This window comes from Epilithonimonas sp. (assembly GCF_036780765.1).
GTDB lineage: Bacteria > Bacteroidota > Bacteroidia > Flavobacteriales > Weeksellaceae > Epilithonimonas.
The window spans coordinates 49363-76275 of sequence record NZ_DAIQCG010000006.1; the positions used below are offsets into that span (position 1 = coordinate 49363).

28 protein-coding genes and 1 tRNA gene (1 of these 29 only partly in view) are annotated in these 26913 nt (G+C 33.6%); 26 read left to right on the forward strand and 3 right to left on the reverse strand.

The genetic code is table 11. The features are described from left to right. Positions 1-156: 156 nt before the first annotated feature. The 5 genes from tsf (at position 157) to V7P73_RS10675 (ending at position 5690) form a co-directional block, all read left to right on the forward strand. Positions 157-984: a translation elongation factor Ts gene (gene tsf / locus V7P73_RS10655; RefSeq protein ID WP_333853434.1), complete on the forward strand. Its 828-nt coding sequence runs from the start codon at positions 157-159 to the stop codon at positions 982-984. A 104-nt stretch (positions 985-1088) separates the two neighbouring features. Continuing rightward, a complete protein-coding gene (locus V7P73_RS10660) occupies positions 1089-3497 on the forward strand; it encodes a choice-of-anchor L domain-containing protein (RefSeq protein ID WP_333853436.1) in 2409 nt (802 codons plus the stop codon). Between the two features lie 148 nt (positions 3498-3645). Continuing rightward, positions 3646-4449, forward strand: a complete 804-nt coding sequence (locus V7P73_RS10665) for a hypothetical protein (RefSeq protein WP_333853438.1) — start codon at positions 3646-3648, stop codon at positions 4447-4449. Between the two features lie 103 nt (positions 4450-4552). Then, the gene (trmB, locus tag V7P73_RS10670; protein ID WP_333853440.1) at positions 4553-5233 is read left to right on the forward strand and encodes a tRNA (guanosine(46)-N7)-methyltransferase TrmB; all 681 of its coding nucleotides are present in this window, start codon (positions 4553-4555) and stop codon (positions 5231-5233) included. Positions 5234-5291: 58 nt separating this feature from the next. Then, positions 5292-5690, forward strand: a complete 399-nt coding sequence (locus V7P73_RS10675; RefSeq protein WP_333853679.1) for a DUF6759 domain-containing protein — start codon at positions 5292-5294, stop codon at positions 5688-5690. Between the two features lie 54 nt (positions 5691-5744). Here V7P73_RS10675 and V7P73_RS10680 read toward each other — a convergent pair whose 3' ends face one another. Then, complete coding sequence (locus V7P73_RS10680; protein ID WP_333853442.1) at positions 5745-6764, reverse strand: glutaminyl-peptide cyclotransferase; 1020 nt, start codon at positions 6762-6764, stop codon at positions 5745-5747. A gap of 172 nt (positions 6765-6936) precedes the next feature. Here V7P73_RS10680 and V7P73_RS10685 point away from each other — a divergent pair, with 172 nt between their 5' ends. From V7P73_RS10685 to V7P73_RS10695, 3 genes are read left to right on the forward strand one after another with little or no spacing between them, the layout of a single operon-like run. Beyond that, on the forward strand, positions 6937-7431 hold the full coding sequence (locus tag V7P73_RS10685) for a dihydrofolate reductase (protein WP_333853444.1): 495 nt from the start codon (positions 6937-6939) through the stop codon (positions 7429-7431). A gap of 43 nt (positions 7432-7474) precedes the next feature. Next, the gene (gene recR / locus V7P73_RS10690; protein ID WP_333853446.1) at positions 7475-8086 is read left to right on the forward strand and encodes a recombination mediator RecR; all 612 of its coding nucleotides are present in this window, start codon (positions 7475-7477) and stop codon (positions 8084-8086) included. Further along, positions 8086-8925 (forward strand): glycosyltransferase family 2 protein, encoded by an 840-nt coding sequence (locus tag V7P73_RS10695; RefSeq protein WP_333853448.1) that lies wholly within the window; start codon positions 8086-8088, stop codon positions 8923-8925. Before recR ends, V7P73_RS10695 begins: the two co-directional genes overlap by 1 nt. Here the strand turns inward: V7P73_RS10695 and V7P73_RS10700 are convergent. Both V7P73_RS10700 and V7P73_RS10705 read right to left on the reverse strand, forming a co-directional pair. After that, positions 8922-9440, reverse strand: coding sequence for a hypothetical protein (locus V7P73_RS10700; protein WP_333853450.1), 519 nt, complete (start codon positions 9438-9440; stop codon positions 8922-8924). The genes V7P73_RS10695 and V7P73_RS10700 overlap by 4 nt on opposite strands. A gap of 29 nt (positions 9441-9469) precedes the next feature. Further along, positions 9470-10804: an aspartyl protease family protein gene (locus tag V7P73_RS10705; RefSeq protein ID WP_333853452.1), complete on the reverse strand. Its 1335-nt coding sequence runs from the start codon at positions 10802-10804 to the stop codon at positions 9470-9472. Positions 10805-10985: 181 nt separating this feature from the next. On the opposite strand from V7P73_RS10705, the gene V7P73_RS10710 reads away from it, so the two are divergent. The 18 genes from V7P73_RS10710 to V7P73_RS10795 form a co-directional block, all read left to right on the forward strand. After that, complete coding sequence (locus V7P73_RS10710; RefSeq protein ID WP_333853454.1) at positions 10986-11819, forward strand: energy transducer TonB; 834 nt, start codon at positions 10986-10988, stop codon at positions 11817-11819. A gap of 188 nt (positions 11820-12007) precedes the next feature. Then, positions 12008-12781, forward strand: a complete 774-nt coding sequence (locus tag V7P73_RS10715; protein WP_333853456.1) for a ParA family protein — start codon at positions 12008-12010, stop codon at positions 12779-12781. Between the two features lie 57 nt (positions 12782-12838). Beyond that, positions 12839-13729, forward strand: coding sequence for a ParB/RepB/Spo0J family partition protein (locus tag V7P73_RS10720; RefSeq protein WP_333853458.1), 891 nt, complete (start codon positions 12839-12841; stop codon positions 13727-13729). Next, positions 13730-14359, forward strand: a complete 630-nt coding sequence (locus tag V7P73_RS10725; protein WP_333853460.1) for a DUF5683 domain-containing protein — start codon at positions 13730-13732, stop codon at positions 14357-14359. A 19-nt stretch (positions 14360-14378) separates the two neighbouring features. After that, complete coding sequence (gene dapB / locus V7P73_RS10730) at positions 14379-15077, forward strand: 4-hydroxy-tetrahydrodipicolinate reductase (RefSeq protein ID WP_333853462.1); 699 nt, start codon at positions 14379-14381, stop codon at positions 15075-15077. A 90-nt stretch (positions 15078-15167) separates the two neighbouring features. Next, a complete protein-coding gene (lepB, locus tag V7P73_RS10735) occupies positions 15168-16802 on the forward strand; it encodes a signal peptidase I (RefSeq protein WP_333853464.1) in 1635 nt (544 codons plus the stop codon). Positions 16803-17142: 340 nt separating this feature from the next. Continuing rightward, entirely contained in the window at positions 17143-17757 is a 615-nt protein-coding gene (locus V7P73_RS10740) for a WbqC family protein (protein ID WP_333853466.1), read from the forward strand. A gap of 33 nt (positions 17758-17790) precedes the next feature. After that, positions 17791-19479, forward strand: a complete 1689-nt coding sequence (locus V7P73_RS10745) for a S8 family serine peptidase (RefSeq protein ID WP_333853468.1) — start codon at positions 17791-17793, stop codon at positions 19477-19479. A gap of 108 nt (positions 19480-19587) precedes the next feature. Further along, complete coding sequence (locus V7P73_RS10750; protein WP_333853469.1) at positions 19588-20082, forward strand: lipocalin family protein; 495 nt, start codon at positions 19588-19590, stop codon at positions 20080-20082. Between the two features lie 15 nt (positions 20083-20097). Further along, the gene (locus tag V7P73_RS10755; protein WP_333853470.1) at positions 20098-20784 is read left to right on the forward strand and encodes an OmpA family protein; all 687 of its coding nucleotides are present in this window, start codon (positions 20098-20100) and stop codon (positions 20782-20784) included. Positions 20785-20871: 87 nt separating this feature from the next. Further along, positions 20872-21765, forward strand: coding sequence for a decaprenyl-phosphate phosphoribosyltransferase (locus V7P73_RS10760; RefSeq protein WP_333853471.1), 894 nt, complete (start codon positions 20872-20874; stop codon positions 21763-21765). Positions 21766-21819: 54 nt separating this feature from the next. Beyond that, a complete protein-coding gene (locus V7P73_RS10765; RefSeq protein WP_333853473.1) occupies positions 21820-23136 on the forward strand; it encodes an FAD-binding oxidoreductase in 1317 nt (438 codons plus the stop codon). A gap of 29 nt (positions 23137-23165) precedes the next feature. Further along, positions 23166-23891 (forward strand): SDR family NAD(P)-dependent oxidoreductase, encoded by a 726-nt coding sequence (locus V7P73_RS10770; RefSeq protein ID WP_333853475.1) that lies wholly within the window; start codon positions 23166-23168, stop codon positions 23889-23891. Positions 23892-23894: 3 nt separating this feature from the next. Continuing rightward, complete coding sequence (locus tag V7P73_RS10775) at positions 23895-24563, forward strand: hypothetical protein (RefSeq protein WP_333853477.1); 669 nt, start codon at positions 23895-23897, stop codon at positions 24561-24563. Further along, complete coding sequence (locus V7P73_RS10780; protein ID WP_333853479.1) at positions 24563-25150, forward strand: HAD family hydrolase; 588 nt, start codon at positions 24563-24565, stop codon at positions 25148-25150. Before V7P73_RS10775 ends, V7P73_RS10780 begins: the two co-directional genes overlap by 1 nt. 50 nt (positions 25151-25200) lie before the next feature. Then, positions 25201-26373, forward strand: coding sequence for a cysteine desulfurase family protein (locus V7P73_RS10785; protein WP_333853481.1), 1173 nt, complete (start codon positions 25201-25203; stop codon positions 26371-26373). A 66-nt stretch (positions 26374-26439) separates the two neighbouring features. Beyond that, the gene (trxA, locus tag V7P73_RS10790) at positions 26440-26757 is read left to right on the forward strand and encodes a thioredoxin (RefSeq protein ID WP_123281215.1); all 318 of its coding nucleotides are present in this window, start codon (positions 26440-26442) and stop codon (positions 26755-26757) included. A gap of 135 nt (positions 26758-26892) precedes the next feature. After that, a tRNA-Asp gene (locus V7P73_RS10795) sits at positions 26893-26913 on the forward strand; it runs 153 nt beyond the window's last position.

Sequence of the window (26913 nt, forward strand, 5' to 3'; positions counted from 1 at the left end):
TTAGATTTTTTACCGAATTGGGAAAAATCCTCCCAATGTTCTAATTTTATTAAGATTGTTTTTTGGTGCTAAATATTTTTATAAATTTCACTATATTTGCACGCTGAAAAACATGAAGGAGGTAAAATAAAATTAAAATAAAAAATAATCAATATTATGTCTTACACACCAGTAGCTGCAGACGTAGCAAAACTAAGAAACACGACAGGTGCAGGAATGATGGACTGCAAAAAAGCTTTAGTAGAAGCTGAAGGAGATTTCGAAAAAGCAATCGACATCCTTAGAAAAAAAGGACAAAAAGTTGCTGCTAACAGAGCGGATAGAGATTCTTCTGAAGGTGCAGTTATCGCAAGAGTAAACGAGGATAACACTTTAGGCGTTGTAATCTCTTTGAACTGTGAAACTGATTTCGTTGCTAAAAACGAAGCGTTCATCGAGTTGGCTTATGAAATCGCTGAAATGGCCATTTTTGCTGCTACTAAAGAAGAGTTATTGGCTACAGATTTCCACGGAATGACTGTTGCTGATAAATTGATCGAGCAAACAGGTGTTATCGGGGAGAAAATCGAGATCGGAGCATTCGAAAGAATAGAAGGACCTTTCTTAGGAGCTTACATCCACGCTGGAAACAAAATTGCGTCTATCACTTCTCTTTCTGCAAAAGTTGACGGAGCTGACGAAGTTGCAAAATCTGTTTCTATGCAAGTTGCTGCAATGAATCCTATTGCTCTTGATGAGACTGCTGTTTCTCAAGAAACTATCGACAAAGAATTAGAAATCGAAAGACACAAACTTATTGAGGAAGGAAAACCTGCAAACATTATCGATAATATCTTGAAAGGTAAAATGCAGAGATTCTACAAAGACAATACATTGGTACACCAAGATTTCATCAAAGATTCTAGCATATCCGTTGCTGATTATGTGAAATCTATCAACGCAGATCTTAAAGTTACAGGATTCGTAAGAGTTGCTCTTGCGTAATCATAACATTACTTTAAAATATAACTAAATCCTGCTAAAATTTTTAGCAGGATTTTTTGTTATAAAATTTAGAAGTAAATTTGCAATCCTTATTATTATGTTAAATGAGATATTATTTGTCTTCATATAAGATTTTTATCACCGTTCTTCTGATTTTATTTTTTGGTAAAGTGAACGGACAATTTATCAATGTAGATGCTACAAGCTATACACCTCAGCAACTGGTTGCGGATAAATTTATAGGCTCTCAAAATCTTACCTGCGTAAGTATTTCCAACGTAACTGTGTCTGGTGGGAATCTTGGGGCGGGAAACTCAAGCTATGGCTATTTCAACAAAGGAACAAGCAATCTCGGGATGAATGAAGGGATTATATTGTCAACAGGTAATATATTAGCAGCGCCAGGACCGAAGACGAAGCCTGTTCAGAGTGCGACCGCCTCGGGCTGGACTGGGGATCTGGATCTTGCAGATGCAACCGGGCTTCCAATGTCGGAACTTTCCAATGCGACTTTTTTAGAATTTGATTTTAAATCTACCCTAAGCAAAAAAATCAGCTTCAGATACATGTTTTTATCTGAGGAATATTATCCCGGAAACTATAACTACAGCGATGCTTTTGCATTTCTAATAAAGAAAAAAGGCAGCAAGGATCCTTACCAAAATATTGCTGTTGTTCCTGGAACTGGTGATCCGGTTTCTGTCACCACAATTAATGACAGAGATAATCCTAAGTATTTTGACGGATTTATCGGTTTTTACAGCCAACAAAATGGAAGCAATGACAGTGCAACAAATTTTAATGGCCAGACCAAGATTCTAACTGCAGTGGCAGAGATTGATCCCGGAGAAGAATATCACATCAAACTGGTAATAGCAGACGAAGGCAGAAATGCAAACTCACAATATGACTCTGCAGTATTTTTGGAAGCTGGAAGCTTTACCGGTAATATAGATTTGATTCCTGCTATTGAAACAGATGATTCCGCTATTATCTGTAATGGTTCTAATGTTACAATACAACCTAAAAATCCAGCGAGTGATATTAATGATTCTGGCGCAAAATATTATTGGTATAAGGATAATGTTAGTCTAGGTTTGCCGCTCAATCAAACTTCTTACACTACTAATGTTCCGGGAGATTACCGATTGGAAGTGGTGCTCAGCACAGGATGTACACTTGCAGGTAATGTTAAGGTAGAAAATGCTCCCGTTGCCGTCATTAATAATTCTCCGATAATGATTTGTGATGACGAATTTGATGGAAAATATGTTGAGAAGTTATCGAATTTTACGGGTCAGATTGTCACTAATTTTAATGGAGATTTCACAGTAGATTATTATACTCAATCCGGAACTAAAATTAACCCTGATAATGATTTTGAGTTTACACAGAACCCTCAGGATATTACAGTGAAGGTTGGTGCATTTAGTTGTACTCCGGACACTTACACTTTACAATTCTATCACGGTTCTCAACTTCAGATGAATTATCCGCAGCAGCCAGCCACAATTCCGGTTTTTGATGTTTGCGACAATGAATTCAAAGGAAGTAAAACCGTGAATCTGGATGATTTTATTGCTTTTATGACAACAGAAACGCTAAATCCCAATGATGTCAAATTTTATGATAGAATATCAGAGCTCAAAGCGGATAAGCCGTCAATCAGTAAATCACAAACACTAAGTCTTACACAAGCTGAAAAGACATTTTACATCCGGATAAAAAAGCCTGGAAACTATTGTGATAATTATTCTTCATTTAAGCTAAGGTTCAAACAGTCTAAAAAATCATCGATTTTAAAAGACACGATTATTTGCAAAGGGACTACAATTGATCTGGATGCAGGTGATGGTTTTGATCCCGCTTTGAATTTGGGATTCAGTTCTTATAAATGGTACAAAGAATCCGATCCGGCGCATACTATCAGCACTAATCGTTATGCTTCTAATCTTGCTGCCGGAAATTATATTGTGGAATTAGGCTTTAATGATTGTGTTTATCCCCAGCCTGTAAAAATATCAGAACCCGAAGATTTAGTTATTAATAATGTTTTGATAGAAGGCGACAAAATCACAATTGTGGCTTCTAATGGCATTCCTTCTTATCAATATTTTCTAGATGGAAATAGACAATCTTCGAACGTTATTGAAAATGTTTCCAAAGGTAAACATACAGTTGAAGTCAAAGATCAGTGTGGTTCTGTATTACAGACTGTTTATATCATTAATGAAAAAAATGTAATAACACCTAATGATGATGGTTATAACGATATTATAGATTACTCTGATTTGTTGACTAAAATAGAACCGCGACTTGAAGTCTATGATAGGAATGGGGGTTTGGTTTTTAAAGGTGCCCCGGAAAATCAGTTTAAATGGGATGGCAAATTAAAAGGAAGACCTTTGCCTACTGCATCCTATTGGTACATATTAGAATGGAACGAAGCTGGAAACCCCGATAGAGTTCAAAAAACGGGCTGGATCCTCCTGAAAAACAGAAACTCAGATTAAAATATCAATCTTTTAACAGTTCTTTTCTAAAAAAGAATTTATTTCTAATTACTTAACAAAAAGCCCATAAAGTTTAATGAAATTTTAACTTTATAGGCTTTTTTTTGTAATGATACTCCACTTATTCTCTATAAATTTGCCAATTATTATGAAGAAGATATTTACTATTGCTTTGTTGTTCTGCATTGCATCAATTTATGGGCAATATTTTGAAGGTGAGATATTTATAAGAGATAAGTCCAGTCTTTATCTTAATCAAGTCTATGTAACCAATATCAATGCACACAAAAGTGTATTAGCAAATTATAATGGCGAGTTCAAAATTGCTGTTAAAGAAGGCGATTTGCTTAGGTTTACGTCTATCGCTACAGAAAGAAAAGATATAGAAGTAACAAAAGAAATGTTGGCCAGGAAAAAGAATTTCGTAGAACTTCAGATTGCATACTATGAAATTCAGGAAGTGATTCTTAGTTCTTTCAAACCGACAGGTAACCTTAGAAGAGATGTTTCCATGCTGAAAGGTTCTGAAAAAATATTTGAACTTAAGAAAATGATTGGTTTGCCAGAACCAAAGGGAGATGGGACTTCTCCTGAGATTCCGGTTTTATCATTCAATCAAGGACTTAGTTTTAGTGTTGATAGTATTTTTGATTTGATTTCTGGTGAGAAGAAAAAGAAAGAGCGCTATTATAAATATGAAAAAATGAATCAAGGGATCAAAAATCTTCAGGATTACTTTGGAGACGAATATTTTACAAAACTTAAAATCCCAAAAGAACTGATTCCAAACTTTCTTCAATTTATCTACAGCTCAGACAATATTTCTATATTCTTGGAATCAAATAATTACGAGGCTACTAAAGTTTATATAGAAAAATACCTACCTATTTATTTGAGAAGATTGCAAAACTCTCATTTGATGCAAGTTACAGAAGATTTGAAAAAAGAATGATTTTATTTTTATAAAAGTTCTTAAAATAATTAATTATTTATTGAAATTAGATAAAAATGTTTATTTTTATCACGTTTTTAAAAGTTTAGAGACAATTTAAAAAATGGGGAAAAACAAAGCAGCGAGGTTTAGAGAAAATACAATATTACCAAATGTCATTCAGCCAACAAGAGAGGAAGCATTGAATGATTTTCAGTACAAAGGAAAATGGAACGAATTTTTTGGTAACGATAAACCAATAGTTTTGGAATTAGGATGCGGGAAAGGAGAATATTCTGTAGGTCTTGCAAAAGCGTTTCCGGATAAAAATTTTATTGGCATTGATATAAAAGGAGCTAGGTTTTGGTTTGGTGCTAAAGAAGCAATACAGGATAATCTGAAGAATGTTGCATTTCTCAGAACTCAAATAGAATTGATAGAAAATCTATTTGCTGAGAAGGAAGTTTCTGAGATTTGGATTACTTTTCCAGACCCACAAATCAAATATAGAAGAACCAAACACAGGTTGACCAATCCGGAATTTTTGGAAAAATATAAGCATATTCTTAAGAAAGACGGAATTATTCACCTGAAAACAGATTCAGAATACTTACACGGATACACTTTAGGATTGTTGCAAGGTTTGGGACATCATATTCTTACTGCGCATCATGATATTTATGGCGCTGCAGAATATCAACCAGACACCCCATTGTTAAAAGATATTAGAACTTATTATGAAGATTTATTTTCATCGAAAGGCAAAACAATTACTTATATCAAGTTCAAACTAAAGGATGAATAGATTTTTTTTGCTATTTATAGTTGGTTGTTTATTAATTAGTTGTGCTGGTAATATTTCTATGGTTTCACCCATTGTCTCCGGGAGAAATACAGATATTATATTGGGTTTACAATCTACTCCCAAAAAGCTAAATTTGGAGCAAAAAGCAGTTTCATTGCTGAATCATTTATTCAATACGGATCAGGCAAATAAAGGTATGGTCTTGATGATAAGTAATGAGTCAGATTGTGATTTTACTATGGACATTTCTGGAAACAATCACTACATTTTGCCAGTCAAAGCTAAGAAAAGTGAAAGTATTGTTGTAGAAAAAGGAGAATACGAGATAAAGTCCCAGGTTTGTCAAAGCCAATACAAGGTTTATAAAACATTTTCTGAGAATACACAATTAAGTATAAAATATACAGTTATAAATACATCAAATGTTACGAACAACAATGTAGCATCGTTACAATAAAAAAAACGCTTCAAAATATTTTGAAGCGTTTTTTTTAGGAGTTTAATATTGGGTTTATTTTATAGCCACTTCGTAAATTCTGCTCCAGTTCTTTCCGGTAATTACCATATTTTCACCTTTGAAAGCAATTCCGTTTAGAACATCATCATTTCCTGTTGTATTCTGTTTTGCAATGTTTGTGAAATCGATGATTCCAATCACTTCACCATTGGCAGGATTAATCTGAAGAACGATAGGCTTTTGCCAAACGTTGGCGTAGATAGACCCATCGTGATATTCCAATTCATTGACTTGATCATAACCTTCTTTGTTGCTTGCAACAGCAATTTTTCTTACAATTTGAGAAGGATTTTCAGGATTTAGAAAATAGATATATTTTGATCCGTCAGAAACAATTAGGTTTTTACCATCATTTGTCATTCCCCAACCTTCAACAATTTCTTCTGGATAGTCAAATTCTTTTATCAATTTAATATTAGAATCATAGATGAATCCTTTTTTTGCTTTATATGTTAATTGGTAGATCTTGTCTCCAAAAACGGTTAAGCCTTCTGAGAAAATAGTATCAGGTTGCTTAACTTCTAAAAGTGGAGTGCGGCTTCCTAAAGTATATTTTACAATTTTTGATTTTCCATCTAGTCCAACACTTTCATAAACTGTATCGCCATGGATTTCAAAACCTTCAGTAAAATTATCAGCATCGTGTGGATATTGATTCACAACTTCATAAGGGACTTTTCTAGCGTTAGCTTTAGCAAAAACATTGATAGTTGCATCCTGAGTCAAGACTTCACCACCTTTAGTTTTGATATTGAAAGTCACATCGTTTTCTCCCAAAGAGAAAAAGTTAGGATCGATTGTCAAATTACTACTTTCTTTATCTCCATAACTGATTGTGATGGCTTCTGCATAATCCAATACATCTTGCGGTATTTGCAATTTGTCGCCAAAATGATATCCTTTACTTTGTTGTCCAATGTTATAGTCGTTCAAAGTATTGAGGATTTCTTTGTCCTTATTACAACTTGCCAGAATTAATAAAGCAAAAGCTGATGCTATAAAAATTTTTTTCATTAGAATTATTCTTGATTTCCCGCTTTTGCGGTTTCATTTTTTTATAATCGATTTTATTTTAGCAATTATCGATAATGTTCTATTATTAACTGTTTGCCAAAAATACGAAATAATAAAAACTAAAATCTCATAAATTTTTCTTAATTAAACATAATCATGTAGATTTGTAAATATGATTACGATAATTGCTGCTATTGGAAACAAGAATGCTTTGGGAAAAGACAACCAATTGCTTTGGAAACTTCCAAAAGATTTGAAACATTTCAAAACGCTTACAGAAAATCATCCTGTCGTGATGGGAAGAAAAACGTACGAAAGTATTGGTAAAGCTTTACCAAATCGTACTAATATCGTAGTCAGCAGAAAAGAAAACTGGTTTCAGGAAGGTGTTTTGATTGTATCTACGCTGAAAGAAGCTTTGAAATTTGCTAAAAAAATCAACGAAGATTTCTTTGTAATTGGTGGTGGCGAAATTTATAAGCAAACAATCGATATTGCTGATAAATTAGAAATCACGCAAGTGAACGGAGATTTTGAAGCAGATACTTTTTTTCCTAAAATTGACCTAAAGATCTGGCAGAAAACAGACGAAGAATGTCATTCTAAAGATGATAAAAACGATTATGATTTCTGTTTCCAAACATTTGAAAAAATTAATAAAGATTAAAAATTTTTCCTGATTCTTATTTCTTGAATCTTGTTTCTTAATAATGGATTATCCAAGTAAAGTTTTGTCGAAAGCTGTTGAAGAAATCGCAGGTTTGCCCGGAATTGGCAGAAAATCTGCGCTTCGTTTGGCGTTGCATCTGTTGCGACAGCCGGCTTCTCAAGGTATTTCTTTAGGATCATCAATACAAAATCTGGTGACTGATATCAAATATTGCAAAGAATGTCACAATTTCTCAGACTCAGAAGTTTGTGATATTTGTAATGATGAGAAGAGGAATGATGAACTGCTTTGTGTTGTAGAAGATGTGAGAGATGTGATGGCGATTGAAAATACAGGAAAGTACAAAGGGAAATATTTGGTTTTGGGTGGAAAAATTTCTCCAATGGAAGGGATTGGTCCAAGCCAATTAAGAATCGGAAGTATAGAAATGAAAATAGGAGAAGGCGTTGTAAAAGAATTGATTTTTGCGCTTAGTGCAACTATGGAAGGCGATACAACGGCTTACTATATTTATAAAAAATTCAAAAATTCACAGGTTATATTTTCAAGTATTGCCAGAGGAATTGCGGTGGGAGATGAGTTGGAGTATGCAGATGAGATTTCTTTAGGAAGATCTATAACCAACAGAACTGCTTATAACGAAGCCGGCTAATGAGAGTAAGTGTCATCATTGTTCATTATCAAGTAAAGGATTTGTTGAGAAATTGCATCCTTTCTATTCAAAAATATTTTCAAGGTTTTGAATATGAAATCATTGTAGTTGATAATAATTCTCCGAATTCTGATTGGAAAACTTTGATGTCCGAATTTTCTGGAGTTAACTTCATTAGCCTCGACAAAAATTTCGGCTTTTCCAAAGCTAATAACATTGGTGTCAATTCGGCAAAGGGAGAATATGTTTACATCTTGAATCCTGATACAGAAATCGAAGGTGATTATTTTAAAGAAATCCTCGATTTTGCAGATTCTAAAGAAAAATTTGGTGCTTTAGGTCTTAGGATGCATAATTTGGAAGGCGAGTTTTTACCAGAAAGTAAACGTTCTGTGCCGGATTTGGTTAATTCTTTCGAAAAATTATTCACTTCGTTTAGCAACAATACCAAAACCTATTATAGGAATGATGTTGATGAATTTGGTATTGCGGAAGTTGAGGTTATGACAGGAGCTAATCTTCTGATTAAAAAATCTGTTTATGAGGAGATAGGTGGATTTGATGAGCAATATTTTATGTACGGAGAAGATATAGATATTTGCTATACAATCTTGCAGCACGGTTATAGAAATTTCTACTATGGCAAATATTCTATTTTACATTACAAAGGAGAAAGTACCATATATGATAAGGAGTATCTCAATAGATTTTTTGGAGCAATGGATATTTTCATAAAAAAATATTACAAAAACCAAAAGCCAATTCAGTATGTTATTATGAAAATGGGTTTACGGGTTAGGTATCTTGCCGAAGAGATTAAAATTAAATTTAAAAATTAAATTTTCTCATGAGGAAAAGTGGATTCTTCTGCAAATTTTCTCAATTCCAACATTTCATTTTTAGCTTTAAACTGCCCAAATCTTGCAGCAAAATATGTCAGTCCAATGAAAACTAAAACCACAAAAGAGCAGGGTAAAGCCCAAGGATAATTATCGGTTTTAATTTGTTTTTCAACATAATAAAGTGTGAAAAAAGTCATCCAAGCGATTGTGAAAAAAAAATAAAGAAACATAAAAAATGTCCATACAGCAGAACTAGGTCCAAAAATTCCTCTGATAACCGTTGTGTCAGTCTCTTCATCTTTTTCAATTCTCAAAGCTAGATTGGGTTTCCAATAATTGTCTTCCTTTATTTTTACGTAGATTGTCGCGACTTCTTTATTGATATTACCATAGAATTTGTCCTTATTATCGTCCAAATATTTTCTAAGATTCACTTCGTACTCCTCCAAAGAAAGATGCGTATAAAGTTTGAATCTTGGTCTGTTTCTAATATGGTTGAGGGTTTCGCTCATAGTTCGGGTTTCAATTGGTCATTCAATAATTATTCCTCAATATAAGGGATTGGATCTTCCAAAATGAAATCTACTTTCATTGGTAAACCATTTCTTTTGATTTCGAGTTTTATTTTTCTGCTGATGTAGGTTTTGAGAATAGCGTGTATTTTGCTCAATGTCATTTCCTTAGCAGTTTTATTGTCGATTGTTATAAGTTCATCATTTTTCAGAATTCCGGCTTTTTGTGCTGGCGAATCTTTCCTCGTTCCTGATACAATGAAAACAGGTTTCAATGAAAATTTATATTGAAATGAATCGGCGTTACTATTATAAACATTAGTCTCATTATTTCCATGATTGATTCTTGAGGTTTGTGCCTTCACTTCTTCTTTTTCCCAGATTAATCCGTTTTGCTTCAGCTCCAATCCACTTCCGTCTATCAAAAATGGATCGTTCAAATTTTTATTAGGTTTGAAATAAATTTTCTTTTCAGAATAATCAAAAATTACCGAAAATCTTCTAAGAATTTCTGAGCCAATCGAACCTTTCCTGTCTTTTACAATATTGAGATGTTGGATGGAAAACTCATCCGGCATAGAAGCAATCGGTTTGTTGAGTTTAAAATTGCCGATTGATAAAGAATTGATTCTGCTTCTTTTTCCAAAAATATCACCGCTGAAACCTCTTCCCAAAAAATCATCAATATTCGGACGGTTGTAAACAAAATCTTTGATAAGAACCGGAAACAACCAAACCGAATCTGTGTTTCCCAAATCCAAAAGTAGTTTCGAGCTTTGCTTATTGTGTTTCATTTCTACATCAGCCAACATGTAAGGTTTATTGAGTTCTACGGTCATTGGAAATTCTTCATATCTTTTTACTCTTTTTGGGAATTTGGAGTTGTCTTTATAAACCGTGATTGTTTTCTTCAAATAATTGATTTCTATCGGATGATTTTTGAAAAAATAATAGCCAATAATCCCATTCACGGGAATTCCAATATCTTGAGAAATGTTGAAGTCTTCATCCAGAACAATATAAACGGTGTGAGATTTGTCGACGAAATGATTTCCAATTTTGATGTTGTTTCTTATCGATTTCAAAGCTTCAACACTTACAGTTTCCCCCAAACCTTTGAAGGTGATTTTTTCAATATTTTTAAAATCAACTTCTTTGTTTTCTAAACTGAAAAGCAAAGTTTCCGCAATTCCAGAATCCAACATAAAATTGAGTTCAACGCCGTTTACGGTCATTGGAATGAAAATTAAGTTATTAATCAACTTAAATTTGAGGACCGTTTTATCTGCATTTTCCAAGACAAAGCCATCCTGAGCCGAGATCCAGAAACTCCAAAAAATACAGAAAAACAGTTTGATTTTCATTACATTAAATTACTTATTATTTCTTTACAAGTTTAATAATTTTTCAATTAAAATTAAATAATATTTATTATTTGTATAAAATAGTTGATTTTTTATCTAAAAAATGGAATGTTATTTGATATGTTTTTATTCAATTAGAAAAAATGTTGTCAATCGTTTAATTAAATTTTATTTTATAGTTATGAAAAATTTACTACAAGTATTTGGGAAAGATCGTATGGACGAAATTGTTTTCGCCAATAGAAATAAAGCTTATGGCGCCTATGTTCTTAGAAATGAGTATTCTAATGGATTAACAAAAGCGTTACTTATAGGAGTAGCTTTCTTTGGTGCATTATCTGTAACGCCGTTGGTTATATCAGCTTTCTCGACAGATACAATTGTTGAAAAACCAAAAGATTTTGGACCTTATATTTTAGACCCTGTCGATACTACTCCAAACGTTGTAAAACCAACTGTTGCTACAGTTATTCCTCCTAAAGTTAAAACTGTGGAGTCCCCAGAGTATACTCCAGTAAGAGTTGTGAAAAAGAATAAACCAGAGCCAACAGACGATGACAAAAAAAATGCGGCAATCAGCAATGTAACTTCTGCAGGCCCAGAAACAACAATGGTTACAGCGCCTCCAGTGATTCCTGGTCCGCCAACTGTTGCGCCTTACACTGCTCCAGTTCCTCCAACTCCAGTTGAAGATCCAAACATAATCGTAGATGGTAAAAAAGTAGATGTTGCTGCAGATTTCAAAGGTGGAATTAATGCTTTCCGTGAAAAGGTTGCTAATGGTTTCGATACGGGATCTGTGGATCAAACAGGTATGATTTCTGGCGTAATTACATTTGTTGTAGAAAAAGATGGAAGCATTTCTAATATCAAAATTACCGGACAGAATTCTGATTTTAATAAAGAAGCAGAGAGAACCGTGAAATCTATAAAATCAAAATGGACACCGGCTCAACTGAATGGGAAAACCGTAAGGTCATCTTTCAGAATGCCGATTTCTATGAGAATAGAATAGGTTGATTATCAATGTAATATTGATATTGATTTAATTAGAGTTTTATAATTATCCACATTTCCAGTCGAAATGTGGATAATTTTTTTATTTGTCAAGTGGTTAATTAACAATACTTTAACGAGTTGGGAGAATTTTCAAAACATTCTTAGTTCTAAAAAATTGTATTTTTGAAGATTAAATTCATTTTTATGGGAAAAATTATAGGTGTTGCAAATCAGAAAGGCGGAGTTGGAAAAACAACAACAGCCGTTAATCTGGCATCAGCTTTGGGTGTTTTGGAAAAAAGAGTTCTTTTGATAGATGCAGATCCGCAGGCTAATGCGACTTCTGGTCTTGGTGTGGAAGAGGTTAATTTTTCTACCTACAATTTGTTAGAGCATAGTGCAGAGGTTGCAAAATGTATCCTGCCAACTAGCTCACCCAACGTGGATATTATTCCTTCCCATATAGATTTGGTTGCGGCTGAGATAGAATTGGTAGATCGTGACAACCGGGAATATATGATGCGTGAAGCACTGAAGCCAATCAAAGATGAGTACGATTATATCATTATAGATTGTGCGCCAAGTTTAGGTTTGATTACAATTAATGCCTTAACAGCAGCGGATTCAGTAATTATCCCAATCCAGTGCGAGTATTTTGCTTTGGAAGGTCTTGGTAAATTATTGAATACGGTTAAGAATGTTCAGAAAATCCATAATCAGAATTTGGACATTGAAGGATTGTTGTTGACGATGTATGACAGTCGTTTGAGATTATCCAATCAAGTAGTGGAAGAAGTTAATTCTCACTTCCCAGAAATGGTCTTTGAAACAATTATCAGCCGAAATGTACGTTTAAGTGAAGCTCCAAGTTTTGGAGAAAGTATCTTGAAATATGACGCTGAAAGCAAAGGTGCGATTCAATATATTCAGTTAGCGGAAGAAGTTCTTCTGAAAAACGAAAAATTAGTTAAAAATTAAAATGATCTTGAGATAAAATTTATCAATTATCATTAATTAATTATATCATTTATAAAAATGAGAGACAAAACAAGAGCAATGGGTCGTGGTTTAGGTGCGATTCTGAATGCTGAAAGCAAAACCAATATCAACTCTGCTTCGGACGAAGGTGCAAAAACTTTGGTCGGAAACATCGTAGAAGTTTCGATTGACGATATTTACCCAAATCCCAATCAGCCAAGGACTTATTTTGACGAAAAAGCATTGAGTGATCTTGCCGAATCTATCAAAAGTTTAGGTATAATCCAGCCGATTACGCTTAGAAAAGATGGCGAAAAATTCGAAATTATTTCTGGGGAAAGACGTTACCGTGCTTCTAAAATTGCTGGTTTAGCATCTATTCCTGCATACATCCGTTTGGTAAATGATCAGGTTTTGCTGGAGATGGCTTTGGTTGAGAATATTCAAAGAGAAGATCTTGATCCGATAGAAGTTGCTTTGACTTATCAAAGACTTTTGGATGAGGTTGGTATGACTCAGGAAAATCTTAGCCAAAGAGTAGGGAAAGAGAGAAGTACAATTACTAATAGTGTTCGTTTACTGAAGTTGACACCGGATATACAGAATGGAATCAGAAGCGGTCAGATTTCGGCTGGTCACGGTCGTGCAATTATGGGATTGGATTCTGATGAAAAACGTAAGTTGTTATTTGATAAGATTATCGAACTTCAATTGAATGTGAGACAAGCTGAGCAATTGGCAGGTCAAATGAAAAATCCGCAGGAGAAAGAAAAAGTCATCAAGCAAACTTTGGTTCCAAATCATGTGAAAAAAGCTCAGAAAAATTTGTCTGATATTCTGAATGTGAATGTCGAAATCAAAACTGCAGCGAATGGAAAGAAAGGTAAAATTGTCCTTGATTTTAAAAATGAAGAAGAGCTGGAAAGCATTCTTGCTCACATCAGATAAATGAAGAAAGTACTTTCGATATTTTTGTTTTTTTCTTTTTGTTTGATTTTTTCACAAGTCAATCGCAATGATACAATACGCGTAGAAAATCATCCAAAAGATAGCATTCCTGCTGCCAAACCATTGTCTGAAGCTCAGGTTTTAGGAGATATTGCGGATAAAAATGCGCCGGCAAAAATCACAAAACTTAGTCCTATAAAAGCCGGTTTATATTCTGCAGTTTTACCAGGTTTAGGCCAATTCTACAATAAAAAATACTGGAAAATCCCCCTTGTTTGGGGTGCTGTAGGAACAGGTGTAGGCATTGCACTTTGGAATGATAAAAACTATAAACGCTACAGAAATGCTTATGTAGCAGAACTGAATGGTCTTCCTCACGAGTTTGATGGTATCAATGGCGTCAACAAAACTGTTTTGGGGAATGCGCAAGACCGTTTCAAAAGACAAAGAGATTATGCGATAGGAATCGCGGGTTTGATTTATATTCTTAATATAGTGGATGCCGTTGTAGATGCGCATCTATTTGAAGGTCGTAACGATCCGGATTTGGCATTAACGCCGGCGGTTATTAATGACCAATTCAGTAATTATCAAACTAAAGCTGGTTTGAGCTTAAGTTTCAGATTCTAATAAAATTCAATTCTAAAACATGAAAATAGCAATAGTAGGTTACGGAAAAATGGGAAAAATCATTGATGAAATTTCTCAAAGCCGTGGTCACGAAGTAGTTGCAAGATTAAAAGAAACACCGAATGCGGAAAATCTTAATAATGCGGATGTAGCGATAGAATTTTCTAATCCAGAAGTTGCTTTTGAAAATATAAAAACTTGCCTTGAAAATAAGATTCCTGTAATCTGTGGAACAACAGGTTGGTTGGATAAAAAGCCAGAGATTGAAAAGTTGGCTTTAGAAAATAATACACCATTTTTATATGGATCTAATTTCAGTTTGGGTGTTAATTTATTCTTTGCTTTGAATGAGAATTTGGCGAAACTGATGTCAAATACAAATGAATATTCGGTACAGCTAGAAGAAATTCATCATATTCATAAAAAAGATGCACCAAGTGGAACAGCTATTTCCATAGCAGAAGGAATTATTGAAAATTCTAAATATGAAGCCTGGAAATTAGATGAAACCAAAGATAAAGAATTAGGGATTTTTGCAATTCGTGAAGACGAAGTTCCTGGAACACACAGCGTTTTCTACCGATCAGAAGTAGATGAAATAGAAATCAAGCATACAGCTTTCAATAGAAATGGATTTGCCTTAGGAGCAGTAATTGCGGCAGAATGGATCGTAGATAAAAAAGGAATTTTCTCTATGAAAGATGTTTTGGGTCTATAAAAACTGTAACAAAAACCACATACTAAAAACTAATTGTAAAATAGCAAGCTAAAGCAAACTGCTACCACCCAAAAGCCAAAAGCTAAATTTATGAATTACATTATTACTTATACAGTTTACGTCCTTATCATCAGCGTTTTGATGGGACTTACAACTTGGAAGTTATTTAAGAAAATGGGATACAATCCATTATTATCTTTCATCCCATTTTATAACTATCTGATTATTCTTAAGGAAACTAAGCATTCAAAATGGTGGGCGATTTTATCTTACCTTCCCATTGTTGGACCTATTATGATGTCGGTTTTCCATATTTTCTTGATGAAGAAATTTGGAAAAAGAGGTGCTTTAAACGGTGTGCTGACTGTGGTTTTACCATTCATCTATATGGCTACTGTTAATTATAGCAAAGATCCAGAAATCGAAACTGAAGAAGAGGAAGAAGAAGGTAAAAAGAAAGAAACTTTTTTGGGATCTGTAACTTTCGCCGTGGTTTTTGCAACTATTATCCACGCATTTATCACTCAGCCTTTCGGGATTCCGACAGGATCTATGGAAAGAACTTTATTAGTAGGAGATTTTTTATTTGTTAATAAATGGGCTTACGGATACAGAATGCCAATGAGACCCGTAGCTTTGCCATTCTTGCAGGGAACAATTTTCGATACAGGTCAAAAAGGAAATCCAAAAGACGATCCTAAATCTTACGTTGACGCAGTGAAGTTGCCCTATTTAAGACTTCCCGGTTATGATGAGATCAAAAGATACGATATCGTAGTTTTCAATTATCCTCAAGATTCTGTGCATACAGCGATTGACAGAAAAGATCCTTACGTCAAAAGATGCGTTGGTATTCCTGGAGATGTTATCGAGTTCAGAGATGGAAGATTATTTGTGAACAATGCGCCAGAAAAGATTCTTGGAGACGAGTATCAACAACACGGTTATATTGTAACGACAGGTTCTCAGTTAGATATTCCGCAGTTGTACAAAACTTTTGGTTTCCTTCCGGTTCAAGAAAATCAAACTAATGAAGGATTTATCTATGCTTTCCAAGGTTTGACGGATCAGACCGCTAAAGAAATCAAAGCGCTTCCTCAAGTAATCGAGATTCACGAAATGATCGAGAAAAAAGGAGAAGGTGCTGTAAGATTTAAACTGAATGCTGATAAAACAGCTTACACAAAAAATGTTGATACAACACAATCCATTTATCCAATCAACAAGCCTTGGAATCAGGATTGGTACGGACCTCTTAGAATTCCGAAAAAAGGTGATGTTGTAAAACTAGATCAGGAAACTTTACCAACTTACCAATGGATTATCTCCGAGTACGAGCATAACAAGTTAGAAAACAAAAACGGGAAAATCTATGTTAATGGTCAGGAAACCAACCAATATACCATTAAGCAGAACTATTATATGATGATTGGAGACAATCGCGATGCTTCTTTGGATGCCAGATTTTTCGGTGTAGTTCCGGAGGAAAATATCGTAGGAAGACCGATGTTCACTTGGATGAGTGTCGAAGGTCTTTTCTCAGATGCAAGTTCTACTTATCAGGCACCAGGCAAAAAAATCCGTTGGGACAGAATGTTCAAAGCGACCAACACGGGCGAAGCCAACAAAACATCTTATTGGTGGGTGGCTGTCATTATTTTGGTGCTGTTCTTCGGTTGGGATTATTTCGCCAAATTATTCAAAAACAAAAAAGAAGATGAATAAATTTAAAATTAATTAGGAGCTATTTCCCGCTCTCCACTATATCTTTTTTGTTTTTCACCACGTTTGTCATCCCGAACGAAGTGATAACCCAAAAAACAAAAAAGGATGCCGTTCCTATCGGGGCTATGGGATTTGTCCTTCGAAATAAAGATTCAACACTTTGTTGAGGCTTCAAAGCTTCAGTAAAGTGTTTTTAGTTTTAATAAACTATAAATATAAAATCATTGTTATCTTTGCTGAGTTTTACGCCTTTGCGAACCTTAAAACATTCAGTAATTAAAAAATCTTTGCGGGCTTTGCGTTTAAATTAAATGCTTTAAGCAAAAGCAACATAATCAATATGAAAAAAGTTCTTTTACCAATATTTTATTTGCCACCAGTTTCATGGTTTTCAGTTTTCTTGGATAATGAAAACGAAATCTCATTAGAACAATTCGAAAACTTTCCGAAGCAGACTTACAGAAACCGTGCAGCAATTTACGGAGCCAACGGAAAATTACCTTTGATTATTCCAATCAAACATACAGGAAAAAGAGAAATCAAAGACATCGAAATTTCTTTCGCAGAAGATTGGCAAAAACTCCATTGGAAATCCATAAAAACAGCTTATCAAAGCACTCCATATTTCGAGTTTTATGAAGACAAACTCAAAAGTATTTTTGTAGAAAAGATTTTATCGTTAAAAGACTTTAACATCAAAGCTTTGGGTATCATTCTTGCTATTCTGAAAACCGAAAAAAATTATGAGTTGACTACGGAATATTTCAAAAATCCTGAAGCAGAAGATTTTAGAGGAAAATTCTCAGCTAAATTGGAATCAGAATATGAAATGTCAGAATATTATCAGAGCTTTTCGGACAAAAATGGATTTATAAAAGATTTATCTATTCTTGATTTGATATGTAACATCGGACCAGAAAGTTTAACTTATATCAAAAATATCAATAAAAACTAAGACCAATTTTTTTAATTTAATCATTATTTAATTATGAAACATTTATTGATAGCGGCTGCTTTTTTTGCCGGTTTTGCAACAGTAACAGCACAAAAAGCTGCTCCTGAAAATGATAAAGATTTAAAAACTTGGTATCACAAAGATTACGCTACAACCAAAGTCTATGGAGTTAATACTGAGAATGCTTATAAATTCTTAGAATCAAAAGGCCTTAAACCAAAAACGGTTGTTGTAGGTGTTTTGGACAGCGGAGTAGAAGTGGATCATCCGGGATTGGTAAAAAATATGTGGAAAAATCCAAACGAAATTCCAAACAATGGTAAAGATGATGACGGTAATGGATACATAGATGATGTTTACGGATGGAACTTCCTAGGAGGAAAAAACGGCGACATCGATGTAGATAATATGGAAGTGACAAGAGTGGTAAAAAAATACCAGTCTGTTTTCGAAGGTGATGATTCTACAAAAAACAAAGCGAACCAAGCTAAAATGCCAGAAGAGTTTGCAATGTATATGAAAGCTAAAGATGTTTTCACAAAAAAAAGTCAGGAAGCTAAACAAAGCGTACAGTTATATACAATGATCAATAATGCGATTCCTGATATGGTGAAATTATTGAATGGGAAAAACTTGACTAAAGAAACTTTAGCAGGAATAAAACCAACCACTCAGCAAGACGCAATGGCTATGCAGATTTTATCTCAAATGTCGGCCGATCCACAAATTGCAGGGAAATCAGCTGCTGAAGTGGAAACTTATCTCAAAGGACAAATGAAAGAGGCTTTGGATTATTTTACGCCACAAGCTGAAAAAGGTTATAATCTGGATTTTGATCCAAGAAAAGAAATCGTAGGAGACAACTATGATGATTATTCTGAAAAAAAATACGGTAACAATCATTATGAAGGTCCAGATGCAAAACACGGAACTCACGTTGCTGGAATTATTGCAGGTTTGGCAAACGGTTCAGAAAATCAATATGGTGTAGCTTCAAGAGTTGCAAAAATTATGACCGTAAGAGCCGTTCCAGATGGTGACGAAAGAGATAAAGATGTAGCCAATGCAGTTCGTTACGCGGTTGACAACGGAGCGAAAATCCTTAATATGAGCTTTGGGAAACCTGTTTCTCCAGGTAAAAATGTAGTTTGGGATGCCTTCAAATATGCAGAAAGTAAAGGTGTTCTTTTGGTAAAAGCAGCTGGAAATGAAAATGAAGATATCGCTGAACATCAATATTTTCCAACTAATTTCAAATCTCAATCAGATGAAAAACCATTCATCAATAATATGATTGTAGTTGGTTCGAACACGAATGATTCTAATGCATTGAAGTCTAGCTTCTCCAATTATGACAAAAAAATGGTAGATGTTTTTGCACCAGGTTCAGAGATTTACTCTACAGTTCCAGACGGAAAATATGAGTATCTACAGGGTACCTCAATGGCTTCTCCTGTGGTTGCTGGTTCTGCAGCTGTTTTGTTAGCTTATATGCCAAATCTTAAACCAGAGCAGATTATAGAATCTCTAGTAAAAACAAGCAATGCTAGTACAGCTAATGGTTTTGAAAATTTGTCAAGATCAGCAGGTGTAATAGATGTTGCTAAAGCCGCGGAATATGCTTACAAGAATTTTTACAAAGCAGATGCTTCAACAAAGTCAGCTAATAAACCTGTAAAAAAACAAAAATTGCAAAAGTCGATTGATAAGGCAAAGCTATAATAATTAGAACGTTATAAGAAAATAGAAAATCTAGAAACAACTCATGTTTTTTATTTTTTTATAATTTGGCATAATTTTTTATCATAACTTAGAATTAAATATAAAACTATGAGAAAATTAATTTTTTTAGGAATGATAGGAAGTGCGTTTTTTGTAACTTCTTGTAAAAGTAAAACTGGCGTGAGCGCTGGCGAAGCACAAGCATTACGTTCTGATGTAATGAAACTCAAAGGACAATGGGATATTTCTAATATTGATTACGATAAAAATTATAGCATCAAACCTTTTGATGAGGGAGCAAGTATTGGTTGTTTTGTTGGTAGCTCTTGGACTTTGATTCCTAATAATTATACCGGTACCTATACTTTGCACGGAGATAATGGCTGCCCATCAAAAACTCAGGCAATTACTTTCAGTGTTGATAAAAACAGTGTAGTTTCACTTAAAAAAGTAGGTGAAGGAGAAAAAGCTAAAAAAATTCTCTCAGGCTATAAGCTGATTCTTGAAAATGCTACAGAAAGTAGTTTCACTTTGGTACAGTCTGTAAATGCTGACGGAAAACGTATAGATATCCGTTATAATTTTGTAAGAACAGGTAAATAATTAAAAATACATATAATGAAATTAACTAAATTAAACATAGCCGCATTTTTTATTTCAGCTTCACTTGTTTTAACAAGTTGTGAAACTGTTCAAAATGCGAATAATACTCAAAAAGGAGCTGCAATAGGAACTGCTGCTGGAGCTGTACTTGGAGGGATTTTAGGAAATAACGTTGGTAAAGGTGGTAATGCGCCTCTTGGAGCTGTTCTTGGAGGAGTTGTCGGTGGAGTTGCTGGTGGTGTTATCGGTAATAAAATGGACAAACAGGCTAAAGAAATTAAAGAAGTTCTACCTGGAGCTGAAGTAGAACGAGTAGGTGAAGGTATCAAAGTAACGCTTCACGAAAATACAGTTAACTTCGATTTTAACTCATCTAATCTAACGACTCTTGCAAAAAGTAACCTTGATAAATTGGTAACAGTTCTTAAAAATAATCCAGATACTAATATTAATATTTATGGTCACACAGATAGTATTGGTTCAGATGCTGTAAATTTGAAAATATCAGGACAAAGAGCTGCTGCAGTAAAAAATTATTTTGTAGCTAATGGTATATCATCTACAAGATTGTTTACGGAAGGATTAGGCAAATCTAGTCCGATTGCTTCTAATGATACAGATGCTGGTAGAGCGCAGAACAGACGTGTAGAATTCGCAATTACAGCAAATGAAAAAATGATTAACGATGCTAAGTCAAATTAATAATCATTCATTTTTAATATAAATAATAAACCGCAATTTGCGGTTTTTTTTATTTTAATGCTATTTTTGTAGAATTATAAACATTGGATGAAGAATTATTTAAAATTAATAAGAGTAGAACAATGGGTTAAGAACTTATTTGTTTTTGCTCCTTTATTTTTTTCGGGTAAAATTACCAATACTCATCTTTTTTACGAGAGTATTTTTGCATTCTTAGTTTTCTCTTTTACCGCGAGTTCTATTTATATTATTAATGATTATTTTGATATAGAATCGGATAAAAAGCATCCGGAAAAGAAACATCGTCCTTTAGCAAGCGGAGCTGTTTCTAAAACAAGCGCAAAAATATTATTTGCATTGCTGATTCTCTTATCAGTATCATCCATTTTTATTGGGAATTATATTTTTAATAATAATTTCTGGAAATTCGGAGTTATTATCGCATTTTATTTTGTGATGAATCTTTTCTATACATTCAAACTAAAACAAGTAGCAATTGTAGATATCTGTATCATCGCCATTGGTTTTGTCCTAAGAGTTTTAGCCGGTGGATATGTGACAGGAGTTGTGGTTACGAATTGGGCAGTTTTATTAACTTTTGTTTTAGCTTTAGTTTTAGCAATTGGAAAGAGAAGGGGAGAATTAATTAATGCTCAGATTTCAGGGAAAACCAGAAAAGCTTTGGATGGCTATAATGTTCAGTTTGCAGATATTGCACTGTCCATCAGTTGTACTTTAGCAATTATTTGTTATCTGATGTTTACATTGTCGCCGGAAGTTCAGGCGAGATTTCATCCGAGAGTATTTTATACTGTGATTTTTGTGGTGTTTGCATTCTTAAGATATTTACAACAAACTTTGGTTTACAACAAAACCGAATCGCCAACCAAAATCGTTTATAAAGACAGATATATCCAAGTGACAATTGTCCTTTGGATAATAGTTTTCCTTTTACAAATCTATTTTAAGAAAGAAAATTAAAATATTAAAAGTTGAATTAATACGTTCAATTTTTAAATCATTAAAAACCGAAAGATGAAACCGAATTTTGTACAGAAAGTAACCAACTGGGGAAATTTTCCAATTGTAGAGAAGGAAATGAAGTCGGATGATTCTGTTTCTAAAATCAAACAATATGTTAGAGAAAATAACGAAGTTATCGCAAGAGGAAACGGACGTTGCTACGGCGATGCTTCTCTTGGAGAGCATATTTTTTCTACAAAAAGATTGAATAAATTCATCTCTTTTGACAGACTCAACGGAATCATAGAATGTGAATCTGGCGTTCTTTTGTCAGAAGTTTTAGAAGTCTCCGTTCCACAAGGCTATTTCCTTTACGTTACTCCAGGAACCAAATTTGTTTCTGTTGGAGGAGCAATTGCTTCTGATGTCCACGGTAAAAATCATCACGCAGAAGGTTGCTTTTCAGAATATGTAACAGAATTCAAATTATTGAATGAAAACTCAGAAGTTATTATTTGCTCTAGAGAAGAAAATTCAGATAAATTCTGGGCTACCATCGGCGGAATGGGTTTGACTGGAATTATTCTATCAGCAAAATTCAAACTGAAAAATATAGAATCCGCTTACATCAGACAAGAAAGCATCAAAGCTGAAAATCTGGATGAGGTTTTCAAATTGTTTGACGAGAGCGAAGATTGGACTTACAACGTTGCTTGGATTGATTGTTTTCAAAAAGGAAAAAATCTGGGACGTTCGATTTTGATGCGAGGCGAACACGCTTTGAAAGCTGAATTACCATCCAGTCTTCAGAAAAAATCTTTGAAATTAAAAGAAAAATTCAAGCCGACAGTTCCTTTTTATTTTCCCGGATTTGTTTTGAATGCTTTGACGATTAAGATTTTCAATTTCCTTTATTATAATAAGCAAACAAAGAAACAGCTTAATAATTTTATTGATTACGAAACCTTTTTCTATCCTTTGGATGTTATTAATGATTGGAACAAAATCTATGGAAAAAGTGGATTTATCCAGTATCAAATGGTAATTCCAAAAGAAAATGGAAAAGAAGGAATGAGACAAATTCTTGACGCCATTGCAAAAAGTGGAAATGGTTCTTTCTTAGCTGTTTTGAAGCTTTTCGGAAAACATAATCCTCAAGCTTATAATTCTTTCCCGGCTGAAGGTTATACTTTGGCTTTAGATTTTAAAGTCAATAAAGGACTGGGAAAACTGGTTGACCAATTGGACACAATTGTGGAAAATTTCGGAGGAAGAATTTACTTAACAAAAGATAGTATGAGCAAATCTTCTTTGACTAATTATCTTCAAAATGTAGATTCGTCCAAATTCGTTTCGCTTCAACATAAAAGAATTATCAATAACAATTAATAATTCATAACTAATAATTTATAATTTATATGATTGTTCTTGGTTCCAATTCCGAAGTTGCACAGGCATTTGTAGAAGAATGTTTAGCTAAAGGAGAAAAATTTCCAATCGTTTATTTATTAAGTTCCAATCCAGAAACTACTGAGAAATTCGCTGGTCATCTTCAGGTTAAATTTCTTCAGAATTCTGAAATTATTCCGTTGGATTTAATGAATGAGATTGATTATAAAACTTTGGAAAACATCAATTCGGATTTGTTGTTTTGTGCTTCTGGTTATCTTGGTTTAGGAACGGAAGAAGGTCTTTATGACGATGAAAATACAGCACAGATTATTGATGTTAATTACGCAAAATTAGTTCCTGTTCTCAATTTCTTCGCCAAAAAAATGGAATCCAAAAGAAGCGGAACAATGATCGTTTTATCATCCGTTGCTGGCGAAAGAGGAAGACAAAGTAATTTCATTTACGGAAGTGCAAAAGCAGGATTGACAGCTTATTTGAGTGGATTGAGAAATTACTTATTCGATAAAAAAGTTCACGTTCTGACGGTAAAGCCAGGTTTTATGGATACCAAAATGACTGAAGGTTTACCTCTCAATCCTGCTCTAACTGCAACGCCTAAAAAAGCAGCAGAAGGGATTTATAAAGCTTACAAAAATAAAAAAGATGTTGCTTACGTTTTACCAATTTGGGCAATCATTATGATGATAATCAGAAATATTCCTGAATTTATTTTTAAGAAATTAAAGCTTTAAATAATGAAAATTTGGATTTGTACTGTTTTTATCTTTTCGTTTAATATTATCTATTCTCAAAAATTAGATGAAAATAAAGATATAGACACTTTTTTGAAAAGTGTGGTTTCAGAAGACGATATTTATGATAATGAAATCAATAGTAGAATCCAATACATAAATAATTTAGATAAAAGAGTTCTAATTAATTACACTCAAATTCCAAATGATTTAATTCAAAAATTAAATAAAAAAGAACTCGATTTATTGGATAAGATTTATCAAATGTATTTTTCTGAAGTAAGAAAAATGGAATCAGATTTTTACATTGAACAAAAGGTCAAGTATAAATCATTAACTCCAAAATCAAGAATAAGTAAGATTCTCTTAATCGATGAGATTAAGAATTTTCCGGATACATATTCTATCATTTCCACAAATACTCTTCTGAATATTAAAAATAAGAATATTAATGATGATTTGAAATCTGTTTTTGAGATTTACCGAAAGAATAGTAACTTGTTGTCTCAACTTGTCGTTGATGTTGATAATTACCGAAAACAATTCGTAAATAATCCAATGTATTATACAAATTGGGAAAATGTTGAAAAAATTGATTTCTATAATAAAATCAATGCAGTTCTATGGAGTTATTCAAACTCAAAAGTTTATTTTGATAAAATCAATCATTGATGAAAAAATTATATCTATTCGACTTCGACGGAACTTTGACTTACAAAGACACGATGTTTTTGTTTTTGAAGTTTTATGACCCAGCCAAATTTTCTGTTCAGTTTCTGAAACACGTTCCGCTTTTTATTTTGTTAAAAATGAAATTGGCAGATGCAGAAGCTGTGAAGAAGAGCTTAATTTCATCGATTCTAAAAGGTCAATCTAGATATCAAATAGAAAAAAAAGCACAACAATTCTTTGAAGAGAATTACCCTAATTTATTCAGAGAAAACGCTTTGGATTTTATTAATAATATCGATAAAACTAATACAGAATCTTATATTGTTTCAGCGTCTTTAGATATTTGGGTTAAGCCATTTGCTGAGAAATTTAATATGAAATTACTTTCTACGCAGGCAGAGTTCAAAGATGATGTTTTCACAGGGAAATTCGTTGGGAAAAACTGTAACAAAGAAGAGAAAGTCAATAGAATTAAGCTTGAAATTGGCGATAAGAAATTTGATAAAATCATCGCTTTTGGAGATACTTCCGGAGACAAAGCCATGTTCAAATTTGCCAATGAATGTCATTACCGATTTTTTCACTAATTTAGTACCTTAATTTTTCAGCCTTTTTTCTGGCTTCTAATCGTATAAAAATGGAAAGAATTTATCTGGATAACGCAGCAACTACGCCTCTCGACGATGAGGTGATAGACTGTATGGTGAATGTTTTAAGATTCAATTATGGCAATCCGTCATCAACACACAGTTTGGGACAAGAAGCCAAGACCATTTTGGAAGAAGTAAGGCGAAAGATTGCAGATTCTTTGAAAGTAACTCCGGGCGAAATCGTTTTCACATCCTGTGGAACCGAATCCAACAATATGATTATCAAATCTGCAGTTAATTATCTCGGTGTTGAAAGAATCATCACTTCCGCTTTGGAACACAAGTGTGTTGCTGAGACTTGCCTTGAAATGAAGAAATTAAAAGGTGTTGAATTGGTTTATCTAAGACCAGATTCCAACGGTGACTTTGATTTGAATAAATTAGAAGAAGTTTTAAAATCATCAGACAAGAAGACCCTTGTAACATTGATGCACGCTAATAACGAAATCGGGAATATTCTTGATATCGAAAAAGTAGCTCATCTTTGTAAAGAAAATAATACATTGTTCCATTCTGATACAGTTCAGACAATGGCACATTTGGATTTGGATTTTTCTAAAATTCCTGTTGATTTTGCATCTTGCAGTGCACATAAATTCCACGGACCAAAAGGTGCTGGATTTGCATTCGTAAGAAAATCTTCAGGTCTGAAAGGAATTATCACAGGCGGACCTCAAGAAAGAAGTTTGAGAGCAGGAACTGAGAATGTGACTGGAATTGCAGGTTTGGGAAAGGCTTGGGAAATTTCTCAAGATAAAATGGAAGATTATAAGAATCATATTCAAGAGATTAAGAATTATACAATCCAACAATTAAAAGAAAAAATTGATGGTGTAAAATTCAATGGAAGAAGCGCTGATGAAAAAAGTTTATATACAGTTTTGAATCTTTTACTTCCTTATAAAAATCCTTTGATTGGATTGCAATTGGATATGAAAGGGATTGCCATTTCGCAAGGAAGTGCTTGTAGTTCTGGTGCGGCAAAACCGTCAATGGTTTTGATGTCTGTTTTGTCTGAAGAGGATTTGGACAACTCAACTCCGGTAAGAGTTTCATTCAGTCATTTTACTCAAAAATCTGATATTGATGCATTTGTGAGTGCGTTAGAAGAAATAGGTCAGCAATTCGTTATAGAAAAAGCTGATAGTTTACATAGATAATCAACAGATCAAATCAATTATAAATTTTGTAATTTTGTTTAATAAAACAATAAAGAAAAAGAAATCATGGCAGTAGAAATTACAGATCAATCCTTTCAGGAAACAGTATTGAATTCAGATAAACCAGTTTTAGTGGATTTTTGGGCAACTTGGTGTGGACCTTGCAGAATGCTTGGACCAATCATCGAAGAAGTTGCTGCAGATTTTGAAGGTAAAGCGTTAGTAGGAAAAGTGGATGTAGATAATAATCAGCAGGTATCTGTAGATTATGGTATCAGAAATATTCCTACAGTTCTGATCTTCAAAAATGGAGAAGTGGTAGATAAAATCGTGGGTGTGGCACCTAAAGAAGTGATAGCAGAAAAACTTAATTCTTATTTGTAAGAAAATAATTATATTGAAAATGAGCGTCTTTCTTTTTGAAAGGCGTTTTTTTTTGTAAAAAATTTGGAGATGTAAATTATTGTTGTATTTTTGCAACCACAATAACGAAAGGTAATAACCTTAGTTATGGCAAGAGATCCGGTAGTTCAGCTGGTT

Excerpts from the sequence above, each read along its gene's own strand:
- tsf (WP_333853434.1), top strand. The coding sequence starts at position 157 with ATGTCTTACACACCAGTAGCTGCAGACGTAGCAAAACTAAGAAACACG.
- V7P73_RS10660 (WP_333853436.1), top strand. The coding sequence starts at position 1,089 with ATGAGATATTATTTGTCTTCATATAAGATTTTTATCACCGTTCTTCTG.
- V7P73_RS10665 (WP_333853438.1), top strand. The coding sequence starts at position 3,646 with ATGAAGAAGATATTTACTATTGCTTTGTTGTTCTGCATTGCATCAATT.
- trmB (WP_333853440.1), top strand. The coding sequence starts at position 4,553 with ATGGGGAAAAACAAAGCAGCGAGGTTTAGAGAAAATACAATATTACCA.
- V7P73_RS10675 (WP_333853679.1), top strand. The coding sequence starts at position 5,292 with ATGGTTTCACCCATTGTCTCCGGGAGAAATACAGATATTATATTGGGT.
- V7P73_RS10680 (WP_333853442.1), bottom strand. The coding sequence starts at position 6,764 with ATGAAAAAAATTTTTATAGCATCAGCTTTTGCTTTATTAATTCTGGCA.
- V7P73_RS10685 (WP_333853444.1), top strand. The coding sequence starts at position 6,937 with ATGATTACGATAATTGCTGCTATTGGAAACAAGAATGCTTTGGGAAAA.
- recR (WP_333853446.1), top strand. The coding sequence starts at position 7,475 with ATGGATTATCCAAGTAAAGTTTTGTCGAAAGCTGTTGAAGAAATCGCA.
- V7P73_RS10695 (WP_333853448.1), top strand. The coding sequence starts at position 8,086 with ATGAGAGTAAGTGTCATCATTGTTCATTATCAAGTAAAGGATTTGTTG.
- V7P73_RS10700 (WP_333853450.1), bottom strand. The coding sequence starts at position 9,440 with ATGAGCGAAACCCTCAACCATATTAGAAACAGACCAAGATTCAAACTT.
- V7P73_RS10705 (WP_333853452.1), bottom strand. The coding sequence starts at position 10,804 with ATGAAAATCAAACTGTTTTTCTGTATTTTTTGGAGTTTCTGGATCTCG.
- V7P73_RS10710 (WP_333853454.1), top strand. The coding sequence starts at position 10,986 with ATGAAAAATTTACTACAAGTATTTGGGAAAGATCGTATGGACGAAATT.
- V7P73_RS10715 (WP_333853456.1), top strand. The coding sequence starts at position 12,008 with ATGGGAAAAATTATAGGTGTTGCAAATCAGAAAGGCGGAGTTGGAAAA.
- V7P73_RS10720 (WP_333853458.1), top strand. The coding sequence starts at position 12,839 with ATGAGAGACAAAACAAGAGCAATGGGTCGTGGTTTAGGTGCGATTCTG.
- V7P73_RS10725 (WP_333853460.1), top strand. The coding sequence starts at position 13,730 with ATGAAGAAAGTACTTTCGATATTTTTGTTTTTTTCTTTTTGTTTGATT.
- dapB (WP_333853462.1), top strand. The coding sequence starts at position 14,379 with ATGAAAATAGCAATAGTAGGTTACGGAAAAATGGGAAAAATCATTGAT.
- lepB (WP_333853464.1), top strand. The coding sequence starts at position 15,168 with ATGAATTACATTATTACTTATACAGTTTACGTCCTTATCATCAGCGTT.
- V7P73_RS10740 (WP_333853466.1), top strand. The coding sequence starts at position 17,143 with ATGAAAAAAGTTCTTTTACCAATATTTTATTTGCCACCAGTTTCATGG.
- V7P73_RS10745 (WP_333853468.1), top strand. The coding sequence starts at position 17,791 with ATGAAACATTTATTGATAGCGGCTGCTTTTTTTGCCGGTTTTGCAACA.
- V7P73_RS10750 (WP_333853469.1), top strand. The coding sequence starts at position 19,588 with ATGAGAAAATTAATTTTTTTAGGAATGATAGGAAGTGCGTTTTTTGTA.
- V7P73_RS10755 (WP_333853470.1), top strand. The coding sequence starts at position 20,098 with ATGAAATTAACTAAATTAAACATAGCCGCATTTTTTATTTCAGCTTCA.
- V7P73_RS10760 (WP_333853471.1), top strand. The coding sequence starts at position 20,872 with ATGAAGAATTATTTAAAATTAATAAGAGTAGAACAATGGGTTAAGAAC.
- V7P73_RS10765 (WP_333853473.1), top strand. The coding sequence starts at position 21,820 with ATGAAACCGAATTTTGTACAGAAAGTAACCAACTGGGGAAATTTTCCA.
- V7P73_RS10770 (WP_333853475.1), top strand. The coding sequence starts at position 23,166 with ATGATTGTTCTTGGTTCCAATTCCGAAGTTGCACAGGCATTTGTAGAA.
- V7P73_RS10775 (WP_333853477.1), top strand. The coding sequence starts at position 23,895 with ATGAAAATTTGGATTTGTACTGTTTTTATCTTTTCGTTTAATATTATC.
- V7P73_RS10780 (WP_333853479.1), top strand. The coding sequence starts at position 24,563 with ATGAAAAAATTATATCTATTCGACTTCGACGGAACTTTGACTTACAAA.
- V7P73_RS10785 (WP_333853481.1), top strand. The coding sequence starts at position 25,201 with ATGGAAAGAATTTATCTGGATAACGCAGCAACTACGCCTCTCGACGAT.
- trxA (WP_123281215.1), top strand. The coding sequence starts at position 26,440 with ATGGCAGTAGAAATTACAGATCAATCCTTTCAGGAAACAGTATTGAAT.